This window comes from Lawsonibacter sp. LCP25S3_E2 (assembly GCF_052117285.1).
Taxonomy (GTDB): Bacteria; Bacillota; Clostridia; order Oscillospirales; family Oscillospiraceae; genus Lawsonibacter.
The window spans coordinates 74,402-94,535 of the sequence record NZ_JBQKJL010000008.1; the positions used below are offsets into that span (position 1 = coordinate 74,402).

Annotated in this window: 21 protein-coding genes and 5 tRNA genes; 14 read left to right on the forward strand and 12 right to left on the reverse strand. The window is 56.2% G+C overall.

What is annotated here, in order from left to right; all coding sequences use genetic code 11:
- Positions 1–4: 4 nt before the first annotated feature.
- Positions 5–1,000, reverse strand: coding sequence for a pyruvate kinase (locus tag ACTQ3R_RS08915; protein ID WP_441778781.1), 996 nt, complete (start codon positions 998–1,000; stop codon positions 5–7).
- A 132-nt stretch (positions 1,001–1,132) separates the two neighbouring features.
- Here ACTQ3R_RS08915 and ruvX point away from each other — a divergent pair, with 132 nt between their 5' ends.
- The 8 genes from ruvX to ACTQ3R_RS08955 all read left to right on the forward strand — a co-directional run bounded on the left by ruvX (position 1,133) and on the right by ACTQ3R_RS08955 (position 8,602).
- A complete protein-coding gene (gene ruvX / locus ACTQ3R_RS08920; protein WP_441778782.1) occupies positions 1,133–1,567 on the forward strand; it encodes a Holliday junction resolvase RuvX in 435 nt (144 codons plus the stop codon).
- A 12-nt stretch (positions 1,568–1,579) separates the two neighbouring features.
- Entirely contained in the window at positions 1,580–2,413 is an 834-nt protein-coding gene (locus tag ACTQ3R_RS08925; protein WP_441778783.1) for an EFR1 family ferrodoxin, read from the forward strand.
- A gap of 143 nt (positions 2,414–2,556) precedes the next feature.
- Positions 2,557–4,137, forward strand: coding sequence for an NAD(P)/FAD-dependent oxidoreductase (locus tag ACTQ3R_RS08930; RefSeq protein WP_441778784.1), 1,581 nt, complete (start codon positions 2,557–2,559; stop codon positions 4,135–4,137).
- 384 nt (positions 4,138–4,521) lie between these two features.
- A complete protein-coding gene (locus ACTQ3R_RS08935; protein ID WP_441778785.1) occupies positions 4,522–4,953 on the forward strand; it encodes an NfeD family protein in 432 nt (143 codons plus the stop codon).
- Positions 4,954–4,992: 39 nt separating this feature from the next.
- A complete protein-coding gene (locus ACTQ3R_RS08940) occupies positions 4,993–5,967 on the forward strand; it encodes an SPFH domain-containing protein (RefSeq protein ID WP_441778786.1) in 975 nt (324 codons plus the stop codon).
- Between the two features lie 129 nt (positions 5,968–6,096).
- Positions 6,097–7,503, forward strand: a complete 1,407-nt coding sequence (locus ACTQ3R_RS08945; protein WP_441778787.1) for a TraB/GumN family protein — start codon at positions 6,097–6,099, stop codon at positions 7,501–7,503.
- 120 nt (positions 7,504–7,623) lie between these two features.
- A complete protein-coding gene (locus ACTQ3R_RS08950) occupies positions 7,624–8,352 on the forward strand; it encodes a polysaccharide deacetylase family protein (RefSeq protein ID WP_441778788.1) in 729 nt (242 codons plus the stop codon).
- Between the two features lie 79 nt (positions 8,353–8,431).
- Positions 8,432–8,602, forward strand: coding sequence for a hypothetical protein (locus ACTQ3R_RS08955; protein WP_441778789.1), 171 nt, complete (start codon positions 8,432–8,434; stop codon positions 8,600–8,602).
- 13 nt (positions 8,603–8,615) lie between these two features.
- On the opposite strand, the gene ACTQ3R_RS08960 is transcribed toward ACTQ3R_RS08955, so the two are convergent.
- The 3 genes from ACTQ3R_RS08960 to ACTQ3R_RS08970 all read right to left on the reverse strand — a co-directional run bounded on the left by ACTQ3R_RS08960 (position 8,616) and on the right by ACTQ3R_RS08970 (position 9,706).
- Positions 8,616–9,149 carry a putative ABC transporter permease gene (locus ACTQ3R_RS08960; protein WP_441778790.1) on the reverse strand — a complete coding sequence of 178 codons (534 nt, stop codon included), beginning with the start codon at positions 9,147–9,149 and terminating at the stop codon, positions 8,616–8,618.
- Positions 9,150–9,218: 69 nt separating this feature from the next.
- On the reverse strand, positions 9,219–9,377 hold the full coding sequence (locus tag ACTQ3R_RS08965; protein WP_441778791.1) for a hypothetical protein: 159 nt from the start codon (positions 9,375–9,377) through the stop codon (positions 9,219–9,221).
- On the reverse strand, positions 9,374–9,706 hold the full coding sequence (locus tag ACTQ3R_RS08970; protein ID WP_441778792.1) for a PadR family transcriptional regulator: 333 nt from the start codon (positions 9,704–9,706) through the stop codon (positions 9,374–9,376). Before ACTQ3R_RS08970 ends, ACTQ3R_RS08965 begins: the two co-directional genes overlap by 4 nt.
- A 141-nt stretch (positions 9,707–9,847) precedes the next feature.
- Between ACTQ3R_RS08970 and pyrB the strand changes: the two genes are divergently transcribed.
- From pyrB to ACTQ3R_RS09000, 6 genes are all read left to right on the forward strand, one after another.
- Positions 9,848–10,909 carry an aspartate carbamoyltransferase gene (gene pyrB / locus ACTQ3R_RS08975; protein ID WP_441778793.1) on the forward strand — a complete coding sequence of 354 codons (1,062 nt, stop codon included), beginning with the start codon at positions 9,848–9,850 and terminating at the stop codon, positions 10,907–10,909.
- A gap of 124 nt (positions 10,910–11,033) precedes the next feature.
- Positions 11,034–11,107: transfer RNA gene (locus tag ACTQ3R_RS08980), tRNA-Gly, on the forward strand.
- A 3-nt stretch (positions 11,108–11,110) separates the two neighbouring features.
- Positions 11,111–11,187: transfer RNA gene (locus ACTQ3R_RS08985), tRNA-Arg, on the forward strand.
- A 26-nt stretch (positions 11,188–11,213) separates the two neighbouring features.
- Positions 11,214–11,290: transfer RNA gene (locus ACTQ3R_RS08990), tRNA-His, on the forward strand.
- 62 nt (positions 11,291–11,352) lie between these two features.
- Positions 11,353–11,427: transfer RNA gene (locus ACTQ3R_RS08995), tRNA-Gln, on the forward strand.
- Between the two features lie 27 nt (positions 11,428–11,454).
- Positions 11,455–11,530, forward strand: a tRNA-Lys gene (locus tag ACTQ3R_RS09000).
- 439 nt (positions 11,531–11,969) lie between these two features.
- Here the strand turns inward: ACTQ3R_RS09000 and ACTQ3R_RS09005 are convergent.
- The 8 genes from ACTQ3R_RS09005 to ACTQ3R_RS09040 all read right to left on the reverse strand — a co-directional run bounded on the left by ACTQ3R_RS09005 (position 11,970) and on the right by ACTQ3R_RS09040 (position 19,715).
- Entirely contained in the window at positions 11,970–12,512 is a 543-nt protein-coding gene (locus tag ACTQ3R_RS09005) for an HdeD family acid-resistance protein (protein WP_441778794.1), read from the reverse strand.
- Positions 12,509–14,338 (reverse strand): ATP-dependent zinc metalloprotease FtsH, encoded by a 1,830-nt coding sequence (gene ftsH / locus ACTQ3R_RS09010; RefSeq protein WP_441778795.1) that lies wholly within the window; start codon positions 14,336–14,338, stop codon positions 12,509–12,511. The genes ACTQ3R_RS09005 and ftsH overlap by 4 nt, the downstream gene beginning before the upstream one ends.
- On the reverse strand, positions 14,335–14,760 hold the full coding sequence (locus tag ACTQ3R_RS09015) for a hypothetical protein (RefSeq protein WP_441778796.1): 426 nt from the start codon (positions 14,758–14,760) through the stop codon (positions 14,335–14,337). The genes ftsH and ACTQ3R_RS09015 overlap by 4 nt, the downstream gene beginning before the upstream one ends.
- Before the next feature lie 138 nt (positions 14,761–14,898).
- Positions 14,899–15,432 carry a TetR/AcrR family transcriptional regulator gene (locus ACTQ3R_RS09020; RefSeq protein ID WP_441778797.1) on the reverse strand — a complete coding sequence of 178 codons (534 nt, stop codon included), beginning with the start codon at positions 15,430–15,432 and terminating at the stop codon, positions 14,899–14,901.
- A gap of 95 nt (positions 15,433–15,527) precedes the next feature.
- Positions 15,528–16,967 carry an aminoacyl-histidine dipeptidase gene (locus ACTQ3R_RS09025; protein ID WP_441778798.1) on the reverse strand — a complete coding sequence of 480 codons (1,440 nt, stop codon included), beginning with the start codon at positions 16,965–16,967 and terminating at the stop codon, positions 15,528–15,530.
- Between the two features lie 29 nt (positions 16,968–16,996).
- Complete coding sequence (locus ACTQ3R_RS09030) at positions 16,997–17,338, reverse strand: hypothetical protein (RefSeq protein WP_441778799.1); 342 nt, start codon at positions 17,336–17,338, stop codon at positions 16,997–16,999.
- Complete coding sequence (locus tag ACTQ3R_RS09035; RefSeq protein ID WP_441778800.1) at positions 17,335–17,697, reverse strand: PqqD family protein; 363 nt, start codon at positions 17,695–17,697, stop codon at positions 17,335–17,337. Before ACTQ3R_RS09035 ends, ACTQ3R_RS09030 begins: the two co-directional genes overlap by 4 nt.
- A gap of 80 nt (positions 17,698–17,777) precedes the next feature.
- Entirely contained in the window at positions 17,778–19,715 is a 1,938-nt protein-coding gene (locus ACTQ3R_RS09040) for an OPT family oligopeptide transporter (protein WP_441778801.1), read from the reverse strand.
- Positions 19,716–20,134: the final 419 nt, after the last annotated feature.

Below are 20,134 nucleotides of genomic sequence, written 5' to 3' on the forward strand. Positions count from 1 at the left end.
ACGATCACTCCTCATCTTTCATGGCCTCCTGGGCCTCACGGGCGGTTTTGACCAGATATTCCATGGCCTGGCCGGGCCAGCGGCCCACGGCAGTTTCGCCGGTGAGCATCAGGGAGGCGGCTCCGTCCAAAACGCCGTTATAAATGTCACATACTTCCGCACGGGTTGGGACAGGCCGCTGCTCCATGGACCAGAGCAGCTGGGTCACCAGACAGAAGGGCCGCCCCTGCTCCCGGCAGCGGCGGGCAATGTCCTTTTGTACCCTGGGCAGTTTCCACAGGGGCATGGAGTTGCCTAAATCACCACGGGCAATACAGATTTCGTCCGCCATGGCGATGATGCTGTCCAAATGCTCCACACCCTGCTGGCTTTCGATTTTAGCCATGATTTTCAAATGCTCCAATCCCATGTCTTTGAGCGTCTGGCGTAATACTTCCAGGTCATGGCGGCCACGGACAAAGGGCTGGAGGATATGGGTGACGCCAAATTCTCTGGCCAGGGCCAAATTGTCCAGATCGGCCTGAGTGAGGGTGGGGGCATCCATCTGGGCCCCCGGCAGGGACATGCTCTTTCGGCTGCGCAGAGCTCCTCCCCGGAGCACCTTGCACAGCAGGTTGCTGGAGCTGGCCTTGCGCACTTGGAGCAGAAGAGCGCTGTCGTCGATGGAGATTTCCTGTCCGGGCTTTGCGTGTTCCAGTACCGCCTTTGGAACGGGGATGCCGCCGTCGCCCATCAGAATGATATCGCCGGGCTTGAGGGGAATGGGGTTTGTAAGCTCACCGATGCGCAGCTCCGGGCCCTGCATGTCCAAAATCAGGTGGGCCTTTGGAAGGCCCGCGCGCTTTGCGGCGGGCCAAAAGCCGTCTTTCAGCAACGAGGTACACCGGGAGAGTGTAGTGTGGGACAAGTTCAACCGGGCGCCGGTCATGCCCGCCCGAAACATGTGATCCAGGACAGCGGGTTTGGTGCATGCGCTGCCCAGCGTGGCATAAAATTCCATTTCCTACCGCTCCTTGTTTTGAATTACCGTCTACATTATTATGCAGGGTAATTTATCGGAAGTCAATGAGGGAAGGGGATTGTCTTTTTTCAAGATTTCTTGTATAGTAGGGGCAAGAACAGGAGGGATGTCATGCGCGTCATGGCTGTTGATTATGGAGATGCCCATACTGGGGTGGCTCTGTCCGACCCAACCGGGCTGTTGGCGGGTACGGTCACTACCATTCACAGCCGAAAGGCTGAGGTGGTGCTGGAGGAGCTGTCCAAGCTGGTGAAGGAGTACCAGGTGGAGGAGCTGGTCATGGGCTTTCCCCGGAATATGGATGGCACCGAGGGCCCCCGTGCCCAGCTTTACCGGGAGTTTGCCGGGCAGCTGGAGGCGTGCACGGGGATGGCGGTGGTGCTGTGGGATGAGCGGCGCACCACCGTAGATGCCCACCGAATTCTCTTTGAGTCGGGGAAAAACGCCAAAAAACGAAAGAAGACTGTGGACGCGGTGGCGGCCAGCCTGATTTTAGAGGGGTACTTAAACGCGAAACGCCTGCGGGGCGAGAAAAGGGAAGGTTAAGGAGGAATCCATATGGAGATCAAAACTGTCTGGGCCGTCTATTTCAGTGGCACCGGAACGACGGAAAAGGTGGCCACCCATTTGGCGAAAGCCATTGCCCAGGGCTTGGGTGCGGAGTATCAGGCGCACAACTATACCCAGCCGGCCGGCCGGGCCAACGAGCTGAATTTCGGTCCGGAGGACCTGGTGGTGCTGGGTACCCCGGTGTACGCCGGACGGGTGCCCAACCTGCTGCTGCCCTTTGTTCAGAACAGCATCCACGGCCAGGGGACCCTGGCGGTTCCCGTGGTGCTCTATGGCAACCGGAATTTTGACGACGGTCTTATGGAGCTGCGCAATGTGATGGCGGGCAATGGCTTCTGCCCTGTTTCCGCCGCCGCCATTGTAGGTGAGCATTCCTTCTCCAAGATCCTGGGCGCTGGCCGCCCGGATGAGGCGGATATGGCTTTGGTGGATGAGCTGGCCCAAAAGACCGTTCAGAAGGTGAAGGAGCTCTCTCAGCTGCCTGAGGTCCCCGTTTCGGTGGAGGGCTGCGATCCCATCCGTCCCTACTACACCCCCAGGGACCGCCATGGCGAGCCCATCAAGGATTTTCTGAAGGCAAAGCCCGTCACCGACCCGGACAAGTGCGTCAAGTGCGGCCTGTGTGCCCGCCTGTGCCCCATGGGTTCCATTGATCCCAATGACGTGTCCAATGTGGTAGGCAAGTGCATCAAGTGCTGTGCCTGTGTGAAAAAGTGCCCCATGGGCGCCAAGTATTTCGACCACGAGGGCTATCTGTACCACCAGCATGAGCTGGAGGACCAGTATGCCGCCCGCCGGGCCGAGAGCAAGGTTTTCCTATAAACTCCCAAACATTCGTGCCCGCCGACCGTTTGGCCGGCGGGCATTTTTTGCTGCCTGGGAAAAACGCGTTTTCTTTCCGGGGCAACTATGATACAATAAGAAAAAATGGGGGAGAAGATCCCAAAGAAAAGTATGGTGATTGCATGATCCGCATTGGAAACCTGCCCCTGCCTCCCGGAGGAGATCTGGAGCAGCTTCGTAAGCGGGCGGCCCGAGCCCTTGGGGTGCGCCCTGGAGAACTGGGGGAGCTGGAAATCGTCCGGCAGTCCATTGATGCCCGGAATAAAAACGAGACGCATTACGTCTATACCGTGGAGCTGTCCATGGCCCAGGAGGAGCGGCTGGTTCGGAACGCGCCGGGAAAGAATATTACTCTGGTGGAGCGGCGGACCTATGCGTTCCCCGGTGTGGGAAGAACCTCCCCGATGCCTCCCGTGGTGGTGGGTATGGGACCGGCGGGGCTGTTTGCCGCCCTGTTTCTGGCCCGCAATGGGATCCCGTCCATCGTGTTGGAGCGGGGGAAGGATGTGGACGCCCGGACGGTGGATGTGGAGAAATTCTGGGCCGGGGGCGAGCTGGATGAGAGCTCCAATGTCCAGTTTGGAGAGGGCGGTGCCGGTACTTTCTCCGACGGAAAGCTGACCACCGGTACCCATGACCCCCGGATCGGGGCGGTGTTGGATACCCTGGTGGAGGCGGGAGCCCCCAAGGACGTGAAGTACTCCCACAAGCCTCACGTGGGCACGGATGTGCTGCGCCGGGTGGTAAAGACCATGCGGGAAGAACTTGTCTCCCTGGGGTGTGATGTCCGTTTTGGGCACAGGCTGGAGGGCTTGGTGCTGGAGGGGGACCAGGTGAAGGAAATTCACGTTATGGGGCCGGCGGGGGAATACCGGCTGGCCTGTGATGCCCTGGTGCTGGCCCCCGGCCATTCTGCACGGGATACCTTCCGCATGCTCCGGGATGCAGGAGTGCCCATGGAGAAGAAAAATTTTGCCATCGGGGTGCGTATTGAGCATGACCAGACGGCCATCAGCCGTCAGCAGTATGGCCAAGCTTTTGAATTGCTGCCTCCCTCGGACTATAAACTGGCCTGCCATCTGCCGGGAGGGCGCTCTGCCTTCACCTTCTGCGTCTGCCCCGGCGGTCAAGTGGTGGCCGCCGCCTCAGAGCAGGGCGGTGTGGTCACCAATGGCATGAGTTTGCGGGCACGGGACGGAAAGAATATCAACGGCGGACTATTGGTGGGCGTGGGCCCTGAGGATTTCCCTGGGGAGGATGTGCTGGCCGGTGTGAGCTTCCAGGAACAGTGGGAGCGCTCAGCGTTTCGCCTGGGCGGGGAAGATTACCGGGCCCCGGCCCAGCGGGTGGAGGACTTTCTTGCCCGGCGGCCCTCTGAGGGACCGGGAACCATTCTGCCCACCTACCGGCCGGGTGTGCGCTGGACACAGATGGACGATTGCCTGCCTCAGGCAGTGAGCGATACCCTGCGCCAGGCCTTACCCCTGATGGACCGTAAGCTTCACGGGTTTGCCGCCTGCGACGGCGTGCTGACCGGGGTGGAGACCCGCTCCTCCTCTCCGGTGCGGATTTTGCGGGGGGAGGATTTTCAGTCCGCTGTCCGGGGCCTCTATCCCTGCGGCGAGGGCGCGGGGTATGCCGGTGGTATCGTCAGCGCGGCGGTAGATGGAATCCGGGTGGCGGAAGCGGTGGCAAAAGGATAAGCCCTCGCCGGGGCCCCATCCTGGATGGGGCGGCCGCTAGGCCGTAAATTCAAGCGCAGCGAAGAATTTCCGCAGGGCGAATTTAGTTCGCCCGAGGATTTCAATTCCAATGGGTTCCCACAGGGCCTTACCCTGTGGGAAGGGCGCGGGGTATGCCGGTGGTATCGTCAGCGCGGCAGTGGATGGAATCCGGGTGGCGGAAGCGGTGGCAAAAGGATAACTATGAACTGCAGTAAAAGGACCGCCATAAGGCGGTCCTTTTACTGCATTAAATTAAAAATTTGTTAACGATGCAAAGAAGCTGTAGTAATTGTTTGCAGGCTATGATATGATGTAACAAATAAGCCGAGATGCTCCATCGTCGGAAAGAGAGGAGGGGATGATATGAGCATGACGGTGTTCTGGCTGGTCGCTTTTGTTGTCTTCGCCGTAGGTGAAGGAGTGACAGTGGGACTGGTGTCCGTGTGGTTTGCCATTGGGTCCCTGGGAGGCATGGCCACGGCGGCCCTTGGCGGAGGACTTTGGCTCCAGATCGGGGTTTTCCTGGTGCTGTCTGCGGTTAGCCTGCTGCTATTTAAGCCTCTGAGCAAAAAAATGTTTCAGAACAAAGTGGCGCGAACCAATGCCGACCGGGTGCTGGGAGAAACTGCTCTGGTTACCGAAACAGTAGACAATGCACAGGCGCGGGGGCAGGTTCGGGTGGATGGACAGATTTGGTCGGCCCGCTCTGCCCACGATGTGGTGATTCCAGAGGGAACCGAGGTGCGTGTGCTGCGTATTGAGGGCGTCAAGGTCATTGTGGAAACCAAACCATAAATGTGAGCTTGCAAATGAAGAAGAGAAGGAGAGTACGTTATGGATTATATCATTACTACTGTTGTTGTGGTCGTAGTAGCACTGATCCTCTTTGCCGTTCTGGCCAGCATCGTGCGCATTGTACCCCAGTCCCGTGCTTATGTCATTGAGTGGCTGGGTGCCTTCCGCACCGTATGGGGTGTGGGTGTCCACTTTAAGGTGCCCATTGTGGAGCGGGTGGCCAAAAACGTGTCCCTGAAGGAGCAGGTGGTGGATTTTCCGCCCCAGCCTGTGATCACCAAGGATAACGTGACCATGCAGATTGACACGGTGATCTACTTCCAGATCACAGACCCCAAGCTCTACACCTACGGGGTAGAAAACCCCATGTCCGCCATTGAGAACCTCACCGCCACTACCCTGCGTAACATCATCGGCGATTTGGAGCTGGACCAGTCCCTCACCAGCCGTGACCATATTAACAGCCAGATGCGTGCCATTCTGGACGAGGCCACGGACAGCTGGGGCATCAAGGTCAACCGGGTGGAGCTGAAGAACATCATGCCTCCCCGTGACATTCAGGAGTCTATGGAGAAGCAGATGCGGGCTGAGCGTGAGCGCCGTGAGGCCATCCTCCAGGCCGAGGGCCAGAAGCAGTCTCAGATCCTGGTGGCTGAGGGCGAAAAGCAGTCCGCCATTCTTCGGGCCGACGCGGCAAAGCAGGCGGCCATTCTCCAGGCCGAGGGTGCCAAGCAGGCCAAGATTCTGGAGGCGGAAGCAGAAGCTGAGGCTATTATGAAGGTGCAGCAGGCTACCGCCGATGCCATTAAGCTCATCAATGAAGCTTCGCCTGGAGATGGCGTCATCAAGATCAAGGCTCTGGAGGCCTTCACTGCCGCTGCTAACGGCAAGGCCACTAAGATCATCATCCCCAGCGAAATTCAGGGCCTTGCGGGCCTGGCGGCGGGTGCCAAGACGATTTTCGATACCGAAGATCCCAAGGCTACCATCACCAAAACGGTGCCAAAGCAGTAAAGCTTTTCCAAAGGCCGCCGAAAGGCGGCCTTTTTTCAGAAAGCCTTCAGAAAAAACCAATTGACTTTCCCCTCCACCATGTTACAATGAAGCAAAATCTGTATGACAGAAGAAAGGAAGAACGCGAGTATGAAGAAACTGCTTGCACTGCTGCTGACCCTATGTATGGCGGGTGGAGCTATGCCGGTATTTGCGGCAGAGGAGACACCGCAGCCCGTTCCCAGCTGGGCCTACGGAGTGCTGGCCGATGGCTATGCCATGGGCCTGTTTGGGGATGAACTATACACCCAGCACAGCCAGACCATTACCAAAGAGCAGCTCTCCAACCTGACCCAGGTGGTGGGAGATAAGCTGGCGCTGCTGGAAATGGACCAGCGGGAAGCGGATGATACCGCCCTGGTCATTGACACCACACGGGGCGGCGTGATCAATGCCCTCTATCAGGAGGCAGCCGCCTATGCCTTCCCCGGCGTAGAGGAGGGGCCGGAGGCCTTTATGACCTCGGTGGGTGCCCTGGCCGGTGATGGGACCGGGCTGAATCTGGACCGTCCCTGTACGCTGATGGAGGCTGCTACCATGGCGAACAGCCTTGTGCTGAACCTCTATGACCAGCAGAATGCCGGTTCTCTTGGACTTTTGTGGAAGGCGGAGGGCAATGGCAATACCCTCTATCTTCTGGGGAGCATCCATACCGACCGAAACAATGTCTATCCGTTCCATAAGCAGCTGCGGGACATCATTCTCAATGCGGAGCAGGTGTCCTTTGAGCTGGATTTCAACGATGAAGCGGGATTGGCTGAGTTTGCTGCCATGCAGGTCTACTCTGACGGTACCACGCTGGCTGACCACATTTCTCCGGAGCTTTATCAGGTGGTAGTGAATACTGCCTCTATGATGGGAATGGACGAGGCTACCGTGTCTCAGTACAAGGCCTGGGCCCTGGCCAGCAGCTTCCAGTCCTTGGCTCTGCTGGATGACACCACCGGCAGCAACGCTATGGCCATTGACCTCTACGTCAATGCCAAGGCGGCCAATGCCGGCATTGATATCGGCGCGGTGGAGACCTATGCCTTCCAGGGTGGAATCTTTGATACCCTCTCGCCGGAATATCAGGAAGCCTATCTGGCCGGCGGACTTTTGATGCTGCTGGATGTCAACACCATGGATGAGAGCACCAAATCCGCCCTTACCGCCATACTGGGAGAGGATGCGCTTACCCAGGATGGACAGGAGGCCCTGCAGGAGGAAGCGGAGCAGATCGGCCTGTGGATGGACCAGTGGAAGGCACGGGATGTGGAGGGCTTTGCAAAGGCCTATCCCAAGGATGAAACCATTAACGGCGGAGATGAGCTGGAGAGTAAGCTCTTCACCGACCGTGATCCGGGGATGATCAACTATGCTGCCAGATATCTGGAGCAGGAGGGTTCCCACACCGGCCTTCTGGTGGTGGGGGCCGGACACATGATCGGCTCCGGCGGCATTGTCCAGGGCCTGAAGAATCTGGGCTATACCGTGGAAGTTGTACCCAATCCCTGATGGAAGAGAAAAGACGCCCGGCTATATGCCGGGCGTTTTTTAAAAGCCAAATTTTTCATCGCAACACTTTTCCTGCCCTGCGCATACTGACTATGAATGCGTTGGAAAGGCGGTGAGGCGGTGAATTGGCGGAGAGTGACAGCGGCGGTATGCGCCCTGGCCCTGCTCCCTGTTTTTTCCGGGGAGGAACGGCTGAGACAGGCGGTAGGACCGGCAGAGGTAGAGGTGGATTCGCCGCCCCTGGTGGCCCTGACCTTTGATGATGGCCCCCGCAATAAAACCACGGGACCTCTGTTAGATGGCTTGGCCCTGCGGGAGGTACCGGCTACCTTCTTCCTGGTGGGCAGCCGCATTGACGGCAGCGAAGCGCTGATTGAACGAATAGCGGCAGATGGACACCAGATCGGGATCCATACCTATGACCATGTGATCGTCACAGACCTGAGCCGGGGGGATTTCGACCTTCAAGTAGGAAAAACCAGAGCAAAGCTGACGAATATTTTGGGCGATGACAGCTTTTGGCTCCGCCCACCTTATGGGATTGTGGATTCGTCAGTGGAGCAGTGGTGCGACTGTCCCCTCGTTTTGTGGTCGGTGGATCCAGAGGATTGGAAAGACCAGGATGTGGACCGCATTGTGGCCTCGGTACTGGAGCATGTGAGAGATGGGGACATCATTTTGATGCATGACATCTTTGAAAGCTCTGTGGAAGCGGCCCTGCGGGTAGTGGATGCCCTGCTTGCCCAGGGGTATTGTTTTGTGACGGTGGAGCAGTTGATGGAGCAAAGAGGGGTACAGCCACAAAATGGAGTTCGATATCGGCGGCTTCCACCGGAAAATTCACATTAAATTTCACAAATTATGATTGTAATTTTTGCTGAAATCATGTAAACTTAGGACAACAGCAAAACAAAAGGAGGAACCCTCGATGAAAGTTGCCCGCTTAGTGCTGAAAATTGTGGCTTTGTCCCTGTCTGTCGCCGCTTTGACCTGCGCTGTGGTTGCCTATTGGAATGAACTGGTGGAGCTGGTTGATTACACGAAGAGCAAGCTCCAGCGCCGCACCTACGTCTCTGAGTACGACGACTACGAGGAATAACAAAAACCGCCGGTTATCCGGCGGTTTTTTCATGGGCAGGCCAATTCAGACAGGCGATATCCTTGTACCGGTGCAGAAGAGCGGCGGACAGAAGCATATCCGCCGCCAGGGCGGCCAAAGCGGCCCAGGTGACAGGACTTGGGATCTGGGTAAGAGGCGTGGAGAGAAAGGGATGAAGCCAGTAGACCAGAGGCAGGGACAGGAAGCCCCAGGCCAGAGAAAAGGGCAGGCACACCCGCCCGTGGAGATTTCCAGGCAGATCGCGGTAGTCCCAAAAGGATACCCCCAGAACAGTTTCGTAAAAGGTGCCGGTCAGGTATTCCACAGCGGTGGCGGTGAATGCCCCGAGAAAGAAAAGAGCGGGGGGATATTCTCTTACCAGGCCGGAAAAGAAAAGGATGAAGCATGCCCCGATGCCGTAGACGGGGCACAGAGGCAGGACCCGCAGGCATTTTCGATTTGGGCGTCCGCCGGTGGCATGGGCGTAGGCTACCTCCAGCAGAAAGCCCAGGAAACTATATAACATGAAATTCCAGAATACGACCAAAGATAGACCCCTCCATTTCTACCTGTTAGGGTGCGGAAAGAGAGGGGTTTCATGCGGGTAAAATGAAATTTACCGGATGTTCTTGTTTTGGAGAATTATTCCGCTGAATGGGGCAGAAGATCGGGGGCAAAGACCGGTCTGAGTTCTTTGGCCCAGCCGCCGGCGGTAGGAGCGGTCGGGGATACAGCGGAGACATTGGGCAATAAAGTCGTCTGTCCAGGCGTTCATTTTGCTATGCCTCCTAAAATCCGGGCCATGGCCCGCGTATAGAGATCCCACTGCCGTTCTTTGTCCTCCAGCGCCTTATGGCCAGATTGGGTGAGATGATAGAAACGCCGTTCCCGGCCGTTTTCCAGCTGCGGATAAGATTGAATATACCCCTTGTCCTCCAGTGTGTGGAGAAAGGGATAGAGGCTCCCCTGGCTCATGCAAAACACATCATCGGACAGCAGGGACATCTGTTGAATCAATTGGTAGCCATACATATCCTGGCGGCTGAGAAGTTTTAGGATAATGAGTTCATGGCTGCCCTTCGTCAGTTCTTTGTCAACCTTCATACTATAACACCTCTATTTTAGAGGTATTATATACCTCGCTATCCGATGTGTCAAGAAAAAGAGAAAATCGCTCCTGCCACCTTGCGGAAGAGGCTGGTTTGTGGTAGGATAGCGGGAGATAAAAAAAGAGGAGCGGAGCATATGCGGCATTTAATCGACTTTGGAGATCTGAGACGGCAGGAATGGGACGAGCTGTATGCACGGGCCAGCAGGATTATCGATGCTCCTGAAACCTTTATCGATGTATGCCGGGGTAAGGTGGCAGCCAACCTGTTTTATGAACCATCCACCCGTACCAATTTTTCCTTTCAGACTGCCATGCTCCGGCTGGGCGGCACGGTGTTTGGCTTTGCCGATCCCAACTCCTCCTCTGTGGCCAAGGGTGAGACGTTAAAGGATACCATTAAGATGGTTTCCAGCTATGCCGATGTAGTGGTTATGCGTACTCCCTGGGAAGGGGCGGCGAAAGCGGCCTCTCTCTATTCCCACGTGCCTGTGGTCAATGCCGGTGACGGGGGTCATATGCATCCCACGCAGACCATGGCCGACCTGACTACCATTACCCGGCTGCTGGGGAAGGTGGATGGGTTGTCCATCGGAATGTGCGGCGATTTGAAAAATGGCCGCACCGTTCACTCCCTCATTAAGGCTATGGCCAAATTTGAAAACATTCGCTTTTTCCTGATTTCTCCCCGAGAGCTGGCTGTTCCGGAGTATATGCGTGCCTTTATGCAGGAAAATCATATGCCCTTTACCGAGGTTACCGGTCTGGAGGCGGTGATTCCTCAGCTGGACGTGCTGTATATGACCCGGATTCAAAAGGAGCGGTTTGTCGATCCTCTGGAGTATGAGCGCAATAAGGGAATTTATATCCTCACCCGCCGGAAGCTGGAGCGAGCCAAGGAGCATATGCTGGTCATGCACCCCCTGCCTCGGGTCGATGAGATTACTGTAGATGTGGATGACGATCCCCGTGCGGTCTATTTTCAGCAGGCCCGCTTCGGCATGTTTGCACGGATGTCGCTGCTCTCCGATCTGGCCAATCAGCCCCGTCTGGAGCAGACCCCTGTGGTGGAAATCGGAACAAAGCCTGTTTGCACCAATCCCCGGTGCATCACCCAGACACAGCCCTATCTGCCCCCACTGGTCAAGAAAAATGGTGGTGTAGATTGCTGCGCCTTCTGCGATGGGGCACTCCGGTAAGCGGAGTGCCCAGGCTTTACTTCGCTGTTATAAAAAAGAAATAGAAATTTTCGTAAACCCATTGACAGGTTACGAGAAATATGGTAATATTTCAAAGCTGACGTGAGAGGAACGCGCCGTCCATGCGGGTGTAGTTCAATGGTAGAATCCCAGCCTTCCAAGCTGGTCGCGTGGGTTCGATTCCCATCACCCGCTCCAAATGCGCCTGTAGCTCAGGTGGATAGAGCAACTGCCTTCTAAGCAGTGGGTCGGGGGTTCGAGTCCCTTCAGGCGTACCAGGCGAACCAATCGTCAGCCAGATATGGTGGGTGTAGCTCAGTTGGTTAGAGCACCGGATTGTGGTTCCGGGTGTCGAGGGTTCGAGTCCCTTTACCCACCCCATACCATAAGGCGATTGGGCCGGAGCTTCGGCTCCGGCCCCTGCCTTGTCTTTTGTGAGATATAGGGGTGTAGCCAAGTGGTAAGGCAAGGGACTTTGACTCCCTCATTCGCTGGTTCGAGTCCAGCCATCCCTGCCATTTTCCCCTTTCTGACCAGATATATTTGACTCAGTAGCTCAGTCGGTAGAGCAACTGCCTTTTAAGCCGTGGGTCCGGGGTTCGAGTCCCCGCTGGGTCACCACGTCGGAGCAAAGTCCGCTTTGCTCCGACGCTTTTTTATGCTCACACATAAAAAAGCGTCATCCGTCCGCTCCCTTGCTCCTCCTTTCCAAATCACAACCGCTTTCGCTGGGTTGCGATTTGGTTTCGGGTGCAGACCTGGAGGCATGTCCTCGAAACTGTTCCCACTTTCCACGTCGGAGCAAGCGACATATCGCTTGCTCCGACTTTTTTTGTAAAAATTGGAGCGCGCTTATTTTGCTGCTCCTCCGTTCCAAACCGGACCCACTGCGCTGGGCTCCGGTTTGGGTTCGGGTGGTAGATTTTAGGTGTGCCCTCGAAACTGTTGTCAACTCCAAAAAGAAGGACAGCTAAAAGGCTGTCCTTCTTTTTGGGTTCCACCGCCCAGAGGGCGGCACAATCTGTTTCATTGAACGATGTGAATACCGCGATACTTCTTCTCAAAAGTGACTGCCAATGGGGCTGCCTGCCATCACAATGCTGTCAATGCCCAGGAGAATGAGGTAAATGCTGGCAAAACAGCGGATCGTAGTCAGTGTGAATAGAGGATTGAAGAACATCATACTTCCTAAAATTAGTCCGATGATGTTTGTCACGAGGGTAAAATAATACATCCCATTGCCTGCGGCCAGACGAATATGGTTGAGATGGGACAGGCGGGAGATACAGTGGGCGACAAACCAAATAGGGAATAATACCGTTAGGACCAAAATTCCTGCGCTCGGGTATACCACCAGCATAATACCGGACATGACGCTCACGATTCCGGAAATGAGGGCGAGGATGGGGCCAAAGCCTGTGTAACGTTCCACCTGTATGTATAAAATGAGGTCGGCAATTCCCATAACAACGGCGGCGATCCCATAGATCGTGACCATACTGGTCAGGGCAAATTCAGGTTCTGCGAAGGCCAGAATTCCTAGTAGGATCAGAACGATGCCGATGATGAGTTCCAGCCATCCAAATCTGGAACGCCTTCTCATGCCTGCTCACCTCCCATCAGAATTTCCATGAATTCTTCGCCGGTGATGGTCTCTTTTTCGTACAGGAACATGGCCAGCTCATCCAGCTTGCCCCGATGGTCCATCAGAATTTTTTTGGCTTTTTTATGTTGTTCTCGGACAACGTCTATGACTTTCTGATCGATTTCCCGCTGGGTATCGGGGGAGCAGGACAGGGAAGCATCTCCACCCAGGTACTGGTTTTGCACGGTCTCCATGGCTACCATGTCAAATTCCTCGGTCATGCCATAGCGGGCGACCATGGCGCGGGCCAGTTTGGTGGCCTGTTCAATGTCGTTGGAAGCACCTGTTGTGATCTGGCCAAAGACCACCTCCTCCGCTGCCCGGCCGCCGGTGTAGGTGGCAATTTTGTTTTCCAGCTCTTCCTTCGTCAACAGATACTTGTCCCCGGTGTCTACCTGCATGGTATATCCAAGCGCGCCGGAGGTGCGGGGAATAATGGTGATTTTCTGAACCGGAGCGGAGTTGGTCTGCTTTGCAGCTACCAGAGCGTGGCCGATTTCGTGATAGGCAACGACCTTCTTTTCCTGGTCGGAGAGGACGGCATTCTTTTTCTGATAACCGGCAATGACCACCTCGATGCTCTCTTCCAGGTCGGCTTCATTGACGATAATACGGCCATTGCGGACCGCTCTTAAAGCGGCCTCATTGATGATATTGGCCAGCTCCGCGCCGGAGGCACCGGCTGCCATACGGGCGATGGTGTGTAAATCCACATCTTCCGCTACTTTGATTTTTTTGGCATGAACGCTCAAGATGGCCTCACGACCCTTCAAATCAGGGAGCTCTACCGGGACCCGACGGTCAAAGCGGCCGGGGCGGGTGAGAGCCGGGTCCAAGGACTCGGGGCGGTTGGTGGCCGCAAGGATAATAACGCCGGTGTTTCCTTCAAAGCCATCCATTTCCGTGAGAAGCTGGTTCAAGGTCTGTTCCCGCTCGTCGTTGCCGCCGTAGGAGCCGGAATTTCGCTTCTGACCAATGGCGTCGATCTCGTCGATAAACACAATGCAGGGGGCCTTTTCCTTGGCCTGCTTGAAAAGGTCGCGCACCTTCGAGGCACCCATGCCTACAAACATCTCTACAAATTCAGACCCGGAGATGGAGAAGAAGGGGACGTTTGCTTCTCCGGCTACCGCTTTGGCCAACATCGTTTTGCCAGTGCCCGGAGGGCCTACCAACAAAATACCCTTGGGCATGGAAGCGCCAGCATCGGTATATTTTTTGGGATTGTGCAGGTAATCCACGATTTCAGTCAGGTTTTCTTTTGCTTCATCCTCTCCCGCTACGTCGTCAAAGCGGATGCCTTTGGTAGATTGCACGTAGATTTTGGCGTTGCTGCGGCCCATGCCAAATGCCATGGAACCTTTGCCGCCGCCCGCCTGTTCCATCAGCTTTTTCCGCATGTACTGCCCCAGAGCGATGAAAATCAAAATGGGCAATACAAAGGTGAGCAGAAAGCTCCACAGGGGTGAAATCGGTTCTTCCATCACACGGGTAAATTCCGCACCGGAGTCGTACAGACGCTGGGTGAGGGTGATATCCTCCATGGGGGTGGTCTTATAGACAACGGTCTTTTCCTTATCCGTAAATAAAATTTGGGTGTCTTCCACCTGCACCGCGCCAATGTTTTTTTCCTCGATCATATCCATGAAGGTGCCGTAATCCACCTCCACCACCTGATTGCGGGAGAGCATGGGAGTGATGAGCAGGTTGAACAGCAGGATCATCAGAAGGACAATACAATAGTAGTAAATAAGCGGCCTTTTTGGGGTTTTAACCTCTTTCATAGCGGTCTCCTTTCTTCCAGGGTGAGCTGGGCATCAAGCGCACGCAGCGAGAGCAGCAGTGCGCGGTTTGCTGCTTGCAGGGCAAAATCCAGGGAATACTCAGCCAGAAGGATTTTTTCCTCGGCTCGTGCAGCGCAGTTGCCCTGAGAGAGCCCGCGGTTCTGAAAAGCGCTGTCAGCCCGTTGGATGGCCTGTTCCACTTCCGTATAGACATTGGCCAGTGCCGGGGCAATTGGTGCACGGGAGCGCTGCAGATTTTTTTGCAGGTCGGAAGCAGCCTGAGCATATTCTTTTTCCAGAGTTGTAATTTCCTGCCGGATCTGGGTATGACTGCCCGCCTGGCTGGAGTCAATGCGGTTTTTGAGACGGGAAAATTGATCTTCCAATTCACACAGTTTTAAGGTGAGAATTTCCTGTGCCATGTCTGCACCCTCCTTTCACCCAACATTGTAGCGCCTGGCCGAACCGTGTACAATTAGCACAATATGCGGCAGTGTCTAGACAGAAAAAGCCGGAGTGTAAAGATTGTTTACACTCCGGCAAATTTGACAACCACTATTTCATTTTGGTTTGGCGAGAGGGGGAATCCCTTCCATAGTCAAACGGTAGACGGTATGGACGATTTGGTCCAATTGCTCGGTGTCCTCCTCGGTCCATTCCGCAAGCAGGCCCATAATGGCCTGGCTGTGGTAACGTACGATGATTTTGATCTCGGCATGGGTACACTCAGGATAGAAGTTCTGATGCTCTGAGGCCATGATGAAGAAACGGCGGATATAGTGGCGCAGCAGCCGTTCCAGCTCCGGACCATAGTTGCTGTCCATTCCGCGCTCTACATAGGGCTTGGCGTTGATAGCCATAACGAAAAAACATCGCAGTCCGTCCTCGCCGTTCCCTTTGGAGAGTACCTCCTGGAACATTTGTTCGGTGTATTGCTCAATCATCCACTGAAGCAGCTCGGGAATATCCTGAAAGTGATAATAAAATGCCTGCCGGGTAATATGGCATTGCGCAACAATGTCTTTCACGGTCAATTTTTTCACATGCTTCTGGACCAAAAGAGTGTTGGTCGCCTGAGCAATGAGTTCTTTCATGTCCGCGGCCACGACAGTCTCACTTCCTTTCCCACAAGATGCTCCGTGGAGGAACACGCCGCACCAGTTTCGGTTGTTCCGGGGAGAAGCCCTGATTACTTCGAGCGCTTGAGGACCTCCAGCAGGAACTTCCACACCCGCTGTACAGAGGAAATGCTCATCCGCTCTCTGGGGGTGTGGATCTCAAACAGATCGGGGCCCAGAGAGACACAGTCCAGTCCGGGCATTTTCCCGGCAAAGATGCCGCACTCCAGGCCGGCGTGAATGGCCTCAATTTTGGGGGCCTTGCCGTACTGCTCCTGGAACACCTCCACCATGAGATCGCGAAGAGGGGAGTGCTCCTGATACTGCCAGCCGGTGTATTCTCCGGAAAACTCCACCCGGCCACCAAGCTGCTCCATCAGGCAGCTAAGGCGCTCTTTGAGCATCTGCTTCTGGGAATCCACGCAGCTGCGTACGCTGTAGGAGGCGCGGACCTCGCTCTCGTCCGTAACCAAAATGCCCATATTAAGAGAAGTCTGGACCAGACCGTGGATGCTGGCGCTCATAGCTTCGATCCCGTTGGGCAGGCACTGGAGCATGCAGATCACCTTTCCGGTGGAGGCACAATCCAGAGGAAGCTGGGCGCTCTGAGCGGCCTGTGCGGTTACAAACAGGGTGGGGTCGGTGGTGCCGTACTCGTTTTTCAAAATCTGCTCCAGCTCACCAGCCAGCCGCTGGGCTGCCTGGGGGTCCGATACCACCACCGTGGCACGGGTCTCCACGGGGATGGCGTTGTCCTTCAGACCGCCGTCTACCCGCTCAATGCGCAGATCCATCTTCTGGGCCAGCGTCCGAAGCACCCGGCCCATGAGCATATTGGAGTTGGCGCGGCCCTTGTGGATCTCAGCGCCGGAGTGTCCGCCGGTAAGACCGCCTACGGTGATGGTGAGGCAGTCCCCTTCAAAGGGAGCGCGAACCACAGGGAGAATGCAGGCGGTGGTGTTGCCGCCGGCACAGCTGACAGTGAAGATCCCCTCGGCCTCAGAGTCCAGGTTGATCATCTTTTTCCCCTTCAGAGGAGAGACATCCAAGGCGGTAGCGCCCAGCAAGCCGATCTCCTCGTCCGTGGTGAATACGGCCTCAATGCGGGGGGCAGGGAGGTCCTTGTCATCCAGCATCGCCATAGCCATGGCCACGGCGATGCCGTCGTCACCACCCAATGTGGTGCCCTTGGCGTAGACAAAGTCCCCGTCGATGGCCAGGTCCAGCCCCTCTCGGTCCATGTCCTTGGTGCAGCCTGCGGCCTTCTCGCATACCATGTCCAGGTGGCCCTGGAGAACCACAGGCTGGGCATCCTCATAGCCGGGGGCGGCGGGCTTGATGATAATCACGTTGTTGGCCTCATCCTGATAGTGCTCCAGCCCACGCTCTTTGGCAAAGGCTACGCACCAGTCGCTGATGGCCTTGGTGTTCCGGGAGCCGTGGGGAATGGCACACATGGCCTCAAAAAATGAAAATACCTTCTTAGGTTCCAGATGTTCCAAAACCTGCATTTTTATTTCCTTCCTTTCGTAAAATCTGTTTATCTTCGAGCAAAGCGGCCGTTGGGCAGCTTTTGAATCAGCAGCTGCTCCGTCATATATTGGGCCAGCTTGGGGGCGAAGGCCTTTGGATTTTGCACCGCGGCTTTCTGCCGGGACCAGAATTGTCCTGCCTTCACACCCTGGCACAGTTTGGCGATCTCCTCCAGGGAGATGCTCTGGTGCTTCTTCAGATAGCTTACCACTCTTTGGGCACTTTTGTTCAGCAAAATCCGCTCCAGATCTCCCTGCTGGGTCATGTTTTTATGCAGACCCCAGGCGTACAGCACGGCGGTGACCAGGGCAAAGGCCAAAATGCCCAGAATGATCTGCGGCGTACTCACGGCTTCACCCGATCCTTTCCCTGAAACAGGATAAACTGGTTGTTGCGTAAAATCTGCATATAGTGCACCAGCCGGTCATAGAGAGGCTCGGCTCCGTCGCCAAATTGCTCCTTCATCCGCTGGGCCAGTTGTCCCACGGTGCGCTTGCCGTCAATTTCCTTCCACAGGAAGCTGCCGTACTCGTCCAGCTTGATGTGGCTGACGCGGGGCGTGTGGAAGAATTTCTGGGCAATAGCGGCGTAGAAGCCCCGGTGGACCATGTGGATGGTGACCACACCCTGCTCATCCTGGCTCCAATCGTTTTTGGGGTTCATAATGGGGATGAAATCCAAATAGTTGTTGTTCTTTTTGTTGGCCATATCGGTTTCTCCTCATGGATAATAGCCCAAGCCGGGCTGCATACCAAAGTATACAGCCCGGCTTGAAAAAAGGCAATGTTTTATTTCTTCTTGCTGTCCTTGGTGGCAAAGAAGTAGATGGTGAGCAGGATCAGGGCGAAGCAGACCAGGCCGCCGATGCTGCCGATGGAGAAGATGTCCTTGATGTTGATCTTGTCGCTGAGGTACAGGGTCTTGCCCTCGGCGTTGAGACCCATGGGGATGACGGCCAGGACAGCCAGCAGGATACCCACGATACCCTCGCCGGCGATGAGGCCGGAGGAGTAGAGCACACCGGACTGAACGGTGGTATCCTTCTCCTTCTCAGAGGCATACTTGCGCTTCTCCAGGTAGCGGCGCAGCAGGCCGCCCAGCATCATGGGCACGGACAGGTAGATGGGCAGGTACAGGCCGATGGCGAAGGGCAGCACGGGGATGCCCAGCACTTCCACCACCAGAGCGATGAACACGCCCACAAACACCAGGTTCCAGGGCAGGTTGCCGCCCATAACGCCTTCCACGATCATCTTCATCAGCACAGCCTGAGGAGCGGGCAGGTCCTCGGAGCCATAGCCGCCCCAAGCCATGCTCAGCAGGTACAGGATGGCGCCGATGGCCACGGCGGACACGGCCACGCCGATCAGCTCGCCGATCTGCTGCTTCTTGGGGGTGGCACCCACCAGGAAGCCGGTCTTCAGGTCCTGAGAGGTATCGCCGGCGATGGCAGCGATGACGCAGATGACGCCGCCGATGACGATGGCGGCGATCATGCCGCCTACGCCGTCGTTACCGGTGGCCTTCAGCAGCAGGGTGGAGATGAGCAGGGTAGCGATGGCCATACCGGACACGGGGTTGTTGGAGGAGCCAATGAGGCCCACCATCCGGGAGGACACAGTGGCAAAGAAGAAGCCAAAGACAATGACGATGAGAGCAGTGAACAGGTTCAGGGGGATGGCGGGAACCAGCCACATGACCACGGCCACCACCAGGATACCCAGCAGAACCACCTTCATGGAGATGTCCTGCTCGGTGCGCAGGGTGCTGTTGACCCGGCCCTTGCCGTAGTCGCTCATGGCGTCTTTGAAGGTGCGGATAATGAGGGGCAGGGACTTGATCAGGCTGAGCACGCCGCCGCAGGCCACGGCGCCGGCGCCGATATAGCGCAGGAAGCTGCCCCACAGGTTGGATACGCCGCCGGGAGCAGCGATCAGCTCGTTGATGGTCTTGTCCGCGGGGAACAGGACCAGGTCGCCGCCGAACAGAGCCATCAGGGGCATGATCACAAACCAGCCCAGAACACCGCCGGCGAACAGGTAAGAGGATACCTTCACGCCGCAGATGTAGCCCACGCCGGCCAGGGCGGGCAGCACGTCAATGCCGATGCCGGAGCCCTTGTAGGGGGCAATGTCATAGGTGATTTCGCTGGGGAAAACCTTCAGGCCGTCAGCAATGAACTTGTAGACGGCAGCAATGCCCAGGCCGGAGAACACGGTGGACGCCTTGGCGCCGCCCTCCTCACCAGCGATGAGCACCTCGGCACAGGCCTGTCCCTCAGGATAAGCCAGCACGCCGTGCTCCTTCACGATCAGGGCGCTGCGCAGGGGGATCATCATCAGCACGCCCAGCACACCGCCGCACAGGGCGATCAGGCCGATTTCCACCAGGGAGGGCACATCACAAAGGCCTTCCTTTGCCCACATGAACAGGGCAGGCAGGGTGAAGATGGCACCAGCGGCCACCGATTCACCGGCGGAGCCGATGGTCTGCACCATGTTGTTCTCCAAAATGGAGTCCCGGCGCAGAATCTTGCGGATAACGCCCATGGAGATGACTGCCGCGGGGATGGAGGCCGACACCGTCATACCCACACGCAGGCCCAGATAGGCGTTTGCGCCGCCAAACACAATGGCCAGAATGGCGCCCAATACGATGGAGACCACCGTAAACTCAGGCATGACCTTGTCTGCCGGCACGTAAGGTTGGAATTTCTTCTCTTCCACGATACTCGTTCCCTTCTGTCTTTTTACTGTGCTATGGGTGAACCTCTCTCTTTGAAATATTCCATAGCACATAACTTCCCTATTTTATTAAAAATACGGTCATTAGTCAAGGCTTATTCTTCGTTTTGGATACAATTGTAGGAGAGGCGCGGACATCCTTCCCTGTCCGCGCCCCTTTTGAAGAGAAAATTCGATTTTATGATTGCAGCTGCAGTCGCTGGAATCAACTATATGCTGCGGGGTTCAAGGTGGTTCAATCGGGAGTTTACAACTGGGAACCATGACAACCGCTGCAGTGGGAACAGTGCCCGGAGCAGCCGGAGGAGCCGCAGGAGCCCCCTTCCGGACAGCCAATACACTTTTTGCCGCTTTTTTTGGCCTTGTAAATGTACCCCGCGGCGGAAAGGAGAATAACGGCC